This window comes from Streptomyces phyllanthi, assembly GCF_009377205.1.
GTDB classification, from domain to species: domain Bacteria; phylum Actinomycetota; class Actinomycetes; order Streptomycetales; family Streptomycetaceae; genus Streptomyces; species Streptomyces phyllanthi.
Genome location: NZ_VJZE01000430.1, coordinates 1 through 7,867, shown reverse-complemented (window position 1 = coordinate 7,867; position 7,867 = coordinate 1). Strand labels below are relative to the sequence as shown.

General features: G+C 72.4%; 6 protein-coding genes. 3 read left to right on the top strand and 3 right to left on the bottom strand.

What is annotated here, in order from left to right:
* From FNH04_RS36870 to FNH04_RS36860, 3 genes are all read left to right on the top strand, one after another.
* The coding region (locus tag FNH04_RS36870) for a heavy metal translocating P-type ATPase (protein WP_152790198.1) at positions 1-1,904 on the top strand (1,904 nt) is incomplete at its 5' end.
* A gap of 189 nt (positions 1,905-2,093) precedes the next feature.
* Positions 2,094-3,581: an AlkA N-terminal domain-containing protein gene (locus tag FNH04_RS36865; protein ID WP_152790199.1), complete on the top strand. Its 1,488-nt coding sequence runs from the start codon at positions 2,094-2,096 to the stop codon at positions 3,579-3,581.
* A gap of 23 nt (positions 3,582-3,604) precedes the next feature.
* Complete coding sequence (locus FNH04_RS36860) at positions 3,605-4,087, top strand: methylated-DNA--[protein]-cysteine S-methyltransferase (protein ID WP_152790197.1); 483 nt, start codon at positions 3,605-3,607, stop codon at positions 4,085-4,087.
* A gap of 9 nt (positions 4,088-4,096) precedes the next feature.
* Here FNH04_RS36860 and FNH04_RS36855 read toward each other — a convergent pair whose 3' ends face one another.
* The 3 genes from FNH04_RS36855 to FNH04_RS36845 form a co-directional block, all read right to left on the bottom strand.
* On the bottom strand, positions 4,097-4,846 hold the full coding sequence (locus tag FNH04_RS36855; RefSeq protein ID WP_152790196.1) for an SIR2 family NAD-dependent protein deacylase: 750 nt from the start codon (positions 4,844-4,846) through the stop codon (positions 4,097-4,099).
* 83 nt (positions 4,847-4,929) lie between these two features.
* Positions 4,930-7,242, bottom strand: a complete 2,313-nt coding sequence (locus tag FNH04_RS36850; RefSeq protein ID WP_152790195.1) for a protein kinase domain-containing protein — start codon at positions 7,240-7,242, stop codon at positions 4,930-4,932.
* A gap of 298 nt (positions 7,243-7,540) precedes the next feature.
* On the bottom strand, positions 7,541-7,867 hold a 327-nt coding region (locus tag FNH04_RS36845; protein WP_152790194.1), incomplete at its 5' end, for an NUDIX domain-containing protein.

Below are 7,867 nucleotides of genomic sequence, written 5' to 3'. Positions count from 1 at the left end.
CGACAGCGCACAGCGCCTCGCCGCCCCGCCGCCGTACCCGTGTCCTCGCCCTGCCCGAGGCCCGCTGGGCCCTCGCCTCGACCGTCGCCTTCCTGCTCGCGTTCCCGCTGGATCTGTCCGGCGCCTCCGCGTGGCTGTACGGCCCGCTCTACGTGATCGCGTACGCGGCCGGCGGCTGGGAACCCGCCCTCGAAGGGCTGCGCGCGCTCCGCGGGAAGACACTCGACGTCGACCTGCTGATGATCGTCGCGGCCCTCGGCGCGGCCGCGATCGGGCAGGTGCTCGACGGAGCCCTGCTGATCGTCATCTTCGCCACCTCCGGCGCGCTGGAGGCCCTGGCCACCGCCCGCACCGCAGACTCCGTACGCGGCCTCCTCGACCTCGCCCCCGCGACGGCCACCCGGCTGTCGCCGGACGGCGACGGCTCGGGGGAGACCGAGGAGACCGTCCCCACGGACCGACTCGCCGTCGGAGACGTCCTGCTGGTCCGCCCCGGCGAACGCATCGGCGCCGACGGACGCGTACTGGAGGGCGAGAGCGACGCCGACCAGGCCACCATCACCGGCGAACCCCTGCCCGTCCCCAAGGCCCCCGGCGACGAGGTCTTCGCGGGCACCCTCAACGGCACCGGCGCCCTCCGCGTCCGCGTCGAACGCGACCCCGCCGACTCGGTGATCGCCCGCATCGTGACCCTCGTCGAGGAGGCGTCCCGCACCAAGGCGCCGACCCAGCTCTTCATCGAGAAGGTCGAACAGCGGTACGCCGTCGGGGTCGTCGCCGCGACGCTCGCCGTCTTCGCCGTCCCGCTGGCCTTCGGCGCGGACCTCACCGGCGCCCTGCTCCGCGCGATGACCTTCATGATCGTCGCCTCGCCGTGCGCCGTGGTGCTGGCCACCATGCCGCCGCTCCTCTCCGCCATCGCCAACGCCGGACGCCACGGCGTGCTGGTCAAGTCGGCCGTGGCCATGGAACGGCTCGGCGAGATCGACACGGCCGCCCTCGACAAGACGGGCACCCTGACCGAGGGAACGCCGGAGGTCACCGCCGTACGGCCCCTCCCGGGCTCCGGGCTCGACGAGGACGCCCTGCTCGCGCTGGCCGCGGCCGCCGAGCACCCCAGCGAACACCCGCTGGGCCGGGCCGTCGTGACGGTCGCCCGCACGCGTGGGCTCCGCCTCGCACCGGTGAAGGACTTCGCGGCCCTTCCCGGGCACGGGGTGCGGGCGACGGTGGACGGTCACACGGTGGCGGTCGGCCGTGCGGGGGAGTACGCCCAGGACGGTCACGGCACGCAGGTCCTGGTGACCCGCGACGAGACCCCCGTGGGCACCCTCACCCTCACCGACCGGCTCCGCACCGACGCCGCCGCGGCCGTCTCGGCGCTGGTGACCGCCACCGGTACGTCACCCGTCCTGCTCACCGGCGACAACCGGGCCGCCGCCGAGCGCGTGGCCGCCGACACCGGCCTCACCGACGTCCGCGCCGACCTCCTGCCCGAGGGCAAGGTCGACGCCGTACGGGAACTCCAGGGCGCCGGCCGCAAGGTGCTGTTCGTCGGCGACGGAGTCAACGACGCGCCGGCGCTGGCCGCCGCGTACTCAGGTGTGGCGATGGGGCGGGCCGGAGCCGATCTGGCGCTCGAGACCGCGGACGCGGTCGTCGTGCGGGACGAGCTGACCACGATTCCGGCAGTCGTACGGCTGTCCCGTACGGCCCGCCGGCTGGTTGCCCAGAACCTGGTGATCGCCGGGGTCTGCATCGCCGTGCTGGTGGTGTGGGATCTGGCCGGACATCTGCCGTTGCCGCTCGGTGTGGCCGGGCATGAGGGGTCGACCGTGCTGGTGGGGCTGAACGGACTGCGGCTGCTCCGGGAGGGTGCGTGGCGGAGGGCCGTCGCGCCGTAGGGGGGCGGGCGGTTCGGCGGCTGCGGGTTCGTTGCGGCTGGTCACGCCCACGCGGCGGAGCCGCACCAGGTCACAGCCCCGCGCCCCTTCATGGCGCGTCCGGAGACAGCAGGTCCCCGCACCTTGATGTCGGATTCCCGCCAGCCAGGCGCCCTCCCCGTCCCCGATCCTGGATCCATGCGGAACGGGATGCACACCGACATCGAGCGCTGCGTGCGCGCCGTGCAGTCGAAGGACGCGCGGTTCGACGGCTGGTTCTTCACGGCGGTTCTGACCACGGGGATCTACTGCCGGCCGAGTTGCCCGGTGGTGCCGCCGAAGCCGGAGAACATGACGTTCCATCCGAGCGCGGCGGCCTGTCAGCAGGCGGGGTTCCGGGCGTGCAAGAGATGCCGCCCGGACACCAGCCCCGGATCACCGGAGTGGAACCGGCGCGCCGACCTCGTGGCCCGCGCGATGCGGCTCATCGGCGACGGGATCGTGGACCGCGAGGGCGTCCCCGGCCTCGCCCGGCGGCTCGGCTACAGCACCCGCCAGATCGAGCGGCAGCTCCTCGCCGAACTGGGCGCCGGGCCGCTCGCGCTCGCCCGGGCCCAGCGCGCGCAGACCGCGCGGCTGCTCATTGAGACGACCGCGCTGCCGATGGCGGAGATCGCGTTCGCGGCGGGCTTCACCTCGATCCGTACCTTCAACGACACCGTGCGGGAGGTCTTCGCACTGTCACCGAGCGACCTGCGCGAGCGGAGCACGAGGCGGCCGGGCGCCACCGCCGCGGGCGCACCGGGAACCCCCGGTGCGCTGACCCTCCGCCTCCCCTTCCGGGCCCCGCTGAACCCCGACAACCTCTTCGGCCACCTCGCCGCCACCGCCGTACCCGGAGTCGAGGAGTGGCGCGACGGCGCGTACCGCCGCACCCTCCGTCTCCCGTACGGTCACGGCATCGCCGGCCTCACCCCGGCGCCCGACCACATCGCCTGCCGGCTCACCCTCAGCGATCTGCGAGACCTGCCCGTGGCCATCAGCCGCTGCCGCCGGATGCTGGACCTGGACGCGGATCCGGTGGCCGTGGACGACCAGTTGCGCGAGGACCCGGTGCTGGCGCCGCTGGTCGACAAGGCACCGGGCCGCCGGGTGCCGCGTACCGTCGACGAGGCCGAGTTCGCCGTACGGGCCGTGCTCGGGCAGCAGGTGTCGACGGCCGCCGCCCGCACCCACGCCGCCCGCCTGGTCACCGCGCACGGTGAGCCGGTGGACGACCCCGAGGGCGGCCTCACCCACCTCTTCCCGTCCCCGGAGGCGCTCGCGGCCCTCGACCCCGAGTCCCTCGCGATGCCCCGCACCCGCCGCACGACGTTCACCACACTCGTCCGTCACCTCGCCGACGGTGAACTCCACCTGGGCGTCGACAGCGACTGGGAGGAGACCCGCGCCCGGCTTCTCGGCCTCCCCGGCTTCGGTCCCTGGACGGTCGACGTCATCGGGATGCGCGCCCTCGGCGACCCCGACGCCTTCCTCCCCACGGACCTCGGAATCCGGCGCGCCGCACAGGAACTGGGCCTGCCGTCGACACCCGCCGCGCTCACGGCACGCGCGGCGGCCTGGCGGCCCTGGCGGGCGTACGCGGTCCAGTACCTGTGGGCGACCGACAGCCACCCGATCAACTTCCTCCCGGTATGACCGGCCTGCTCAAGGGACGCCCGATGAAACAGCACACGATCACCGACAGCCCGTACGGCCCTCTCACCCTCGTCGCCACGGACGGTGTCCTGTCCGGCCTCTACATGACGGACCAACGCCACCGCCCGCCGCAGGAGAGCTTCGGCGACCCCGACGACACGCCGTTCGCCGAGGCCACCGAGCAACTACGCGCCTACTTCGCGGGCGAGCTCATGGAGTTCACGCTCCCTCTCCACCTCACGGGCACGCCCTTCCAGCGCTCCGTGTGGGAACAGCTCCGCCGTATCCCGTACGGCGAGACCCGCTCGTACGGCCAACTCGCCGACGCCCTCGGCAATCCGAAGGCGTCACGGGCGGTGGGCCTGGCCAACGGCCGCAACCCGATCGGCGTCATCGTCCCCTGCCACCGCGTCGTCGGCACCGACGGCAACCTCACCGGATACGGCGGCGGCCTGGACCGCAAGCGGCGCCTGCTGGACTTCGAACGGGGAACGGCGCTCTTCTAGCCCTCGGCTCTAGTCCTTGGCGCCCTGGTTCCGGGCCCCTTGCAGACGGCCCAGCAGTTCCGGCAGGGCCGTGCCGATCGGCTCCCGTACGACCTCGTCGGCGCGGTCGTCGTACGGCGTCGGCTCGGCGTTGACGATGACGAGCCGTGCTCCGTGGTCGGCCGCGACACCGGCGAGCCCGGCAGCGGGCTGTACCTGCAGACTCGTCCCCACGGCGATGAACACGTCACAGGCCTTGGTGATCGCGACCGCCTCGCCCAGCACCTCGGGGTCGAGCCGCTCGCCGAACATCACGGTCGCCGACTTCAGGATGCCGCCGCACTCCAGACAGGGCGGATCCGCCTCGCCGGCCTCCACCCGCGCGAGGGCGTCCTCCATGGGCGCCCTCGTACGGCACTCGGTGCACACCACGGTCCGCGCGGTGCCGTGCAGTTCGAGCACCTTGCGGGCGGGCATCCCGGCCAGCTGGTGCAGCCCGTCCACGTTCTGTGTGATCACCCGCACCGGCACCCCGGCCCGCTCCAGCTCGGCCACGGCCCGGTGCGCGGCGTTCGGTTCGGCCCGCAGCGTCCGGTTCTGCCGCCGCATCTGCCACGAACGCCGCCGGATCTCGGGGTCACCCATGTAGTACTCGTACGTCACGAGCTTCTCGGCCCCGGGGTCCCGCCGCCACAGCCCGCCCGGGCCGCGGTAGTCGGGGATTCCTGAGTCGGTGGAGATACCGGCGCCGCTGAGGATGGCGACGAGGGGCTTCTTCATGGGCCGAGGGTAGGACGGCTGTCCGCCCGGGGCGAACGGATATCCGGCACACCCGTCCGGCAACACCGCACATGCATCGACTCTCAGGTGGCCGGCAGGCCGTAGGTGCGGTCGTAGTGCTGGGCCACCAGGTACCCGGCACGGTCGCAGGCGAGCTGCCAGTCGTTGACGCCGGTCTCCCGGCCGTCGGTGAAGTTCCACAGGAGCCTGCCCCGGGCGGCGTCGATCGCGTAGAAGCCGTTCCGGTTCTTGTACGCGGGGACGTAGACCTTCTCGGGGCCCGCGGTGACCGGCAGATTGACGTTGAGGCGGGGGGTCGGGCAGAACCAGCGCTTGGAACCGCTCGCGGCGTTGAAGGCGTACACGCCGGAGGGATCCGTACCGGTGACGTACACCGTGCTGCCGACGACGCCGAGAGAGGCGAACTGGCCGCGTTCGGGCTTCGCGCGCCAGCGGAGCTTGCCGGTGGAGAGGTTCATTGCCTTGAGTTCACGGCCGATGGCGAACACCGTGCGGCCCAGCACCGCCAGACCCGGCCGGAGGTCGTAGCCCAGGGGATGCCTCCACCGGACGGCGCCGTCATTGCCGGTGTCCCGGACGGTCACATTGTGGAGTCCGTCGACATAGATGAAAGAGCCGGGCAGGATGACCGGACTCAGCCGGACCCCGACGTCCTCAGGGCTGATGGGGATGACTTTGGCGCGGCGGCCCGCCAGGTCCACACCGAAGACCGTGTTCGTGGACGTCGCGACCCCCTGCTCTTCCGACTGGCGCTCGAGCCGGAGACCGATGACGGAGACGGCCCCGTCGTCGTAGCTGCCGAGCAGCGTGTCGAACCGGAAGTCCGTCCCGAAGTCGAGGGTGAAACGTTCCGTTCCGTTGGCCGGGTCGACACCGATCACCGTCGCGCCCTCGCCCAGCGCGACAGCGGCGCCGTAGACCAGGGCGACCGGGGTGGGCGACTGGCTGATGCCCTCGTAGACCCACTTGGGCCGGGTGCCGTCCTTGAGGTCGAGGCAGATCATGTCACCCGGCCGGCTCTTCAGCAGGGCCGTTCCCTCGGTGAAGACGGCCGGCGCCTGGAGCAGCGGACCGCCTCGGTAGGTCCAGGCCGGCTTGGGGGCCGGGCCGAGCGGCTTCGCGGCCTGCCCGTCCGCGCCCTTGCCCCGGGTGAGCAGCAGGGTGGTGCCGACGGCAGCGGTGGTGGTGCCCGCCGCCGCGAGGACCGTACGCCGGGGGAGACCGCGCTGTGGAAGGGAGCGCCGATGGCCGGGTGAGGTGGGGCGGTCCGGCGCGGGGGAGGCGGAGGGTTCCCGTTCCGGCGGCTCGGTGTCGGCCCGTACCCCGTCCACATCACCGGCGGCACCAAAACCGTACGCAGAATGGTCGACGGAACCGGAACCGTACGCCGACCGTGCCGCCTGGGTGGAGCCCGCGCGGCCCTGGCCGCAGACGTGCGGTGCCGAGCCGTTCGCGACGGGGACCCGGACCGAGGCGCGCTGCGTGCTGGAGAGCGCCGTCACCGCCGCCGCACGGCGGGCGATCGAGGAGGCGAGCTGCGGTGGCAGCCAGCCGTCCCCCAGCACCTGGTCCACACCGCCGGGCGCACAGGCCGCGGCCAGCCGGTCCGGAGTGATCCGAAGCCGCGGATCCCTGGCGAGACAGAGACTGATGATCTTGTCCAGCGGCTCGGGCACGTCCGTGAGATCGGGCGTGCCGTGCACGACCTGGTAGAGCAGTGTGGCCGCCGCCGAGCCGGTGAACGGCGCGTGTCCGGACGCGGCGAACGCGAGCACCGATCCGAGGGCGAAGACGTCCCCCTCCGGACCCACCGGATCACCGGTGGCCTGCTCGGGGCACATGTACTCGAAGGATCCGAACAGGGCCCCCGAGCGGGTGAGGTCGTAACCGTCGCTCGCACGGACGATGCCGAAGTCGATGACACGCGGGCCGTCGGCGGCCAGCAGCACGTTGGACGGCTTGAGATCGCGGTGCACCAGTCCGGCGGCCTGCACGGCGATCAGCGCCTCGGCGATGCCAGCGCCCAGCGCGAGGACCGACTCCACCGGGAGCGGCCCGTGCTCGGCGACCGCCTCGGCCAGCGTCGGGCCGGGTACGTAGGCGGTGGCCAGCCACGGCGTGGCCGCGTCCGGATCGGCGTCCAGTACCGGCACCGTGTACCTGCCACCGACCGCTCTGGCGGCCCCCACCTCACGACGGAACCGGATACGGAAGCCTCTGTCCCCCATCATCTCGGGACGGATGGCCTTGACCGCCACGGACTGCCCCTGCGCGGAGGCGGCCAGATAGACACGGCCCATCCCTCCGGCGCCGAGCCGTGCCACAAGACGGTAGGGACCCAGCTCCTGGGGATCGTCTGCACCCAGTGGTTCCATGACCTCAGCTGCCTGTTCTCGGGGATGACGGGCGAGAGTCGGCCCGCAAGGGGCGGAGGAAGAATCGCCCGGACAGGGTCTGGAGGCAGCCTAGAGGCTGGAGTGGCGCACGGGCAGCGTTTTCCGGCACCAGTTTAAACTTCGCTTAACCTGAGCCTCTCTCTTCTCTACCATTACCGCCAAGGCAAGTTGACGGACCATCAGTCAAAATCCGCGGGCGACCTGCGCGGCAGTCACGCGTGAGCGGAACCAGAGCTTCCTGACCGAGCCATGACCAAGCCGTGAACGACCAATAGATTCAGCCCACACGGTTCCCGTTCTCCAGCTCCACCGTCCCCCCGCCGTCGGCCAGCACCTCCAGCGCCGCGAGCACCCGGCGGCCCAGCGCCCCCGGCAGATACGAGGTCAGCTCGTGTGGTGGCACGAGTCGCCACGACAGCAGCTCCTCCTCCTGGAGCCGGATCGCCTTGAAGTCGTCCTCGCCGAGCACCCCGCCGTCGTACAGATACGCCACCAGCGGTGGCCGCCCCGCCCCGAGCACCCAGTCCACGGCGAGCAGCGGTCCCAGCCGGACCTCCAGCCCGATCTCCTCGGCGGTCTCGCGCCGCGCGCCCTGCCGCGGGCT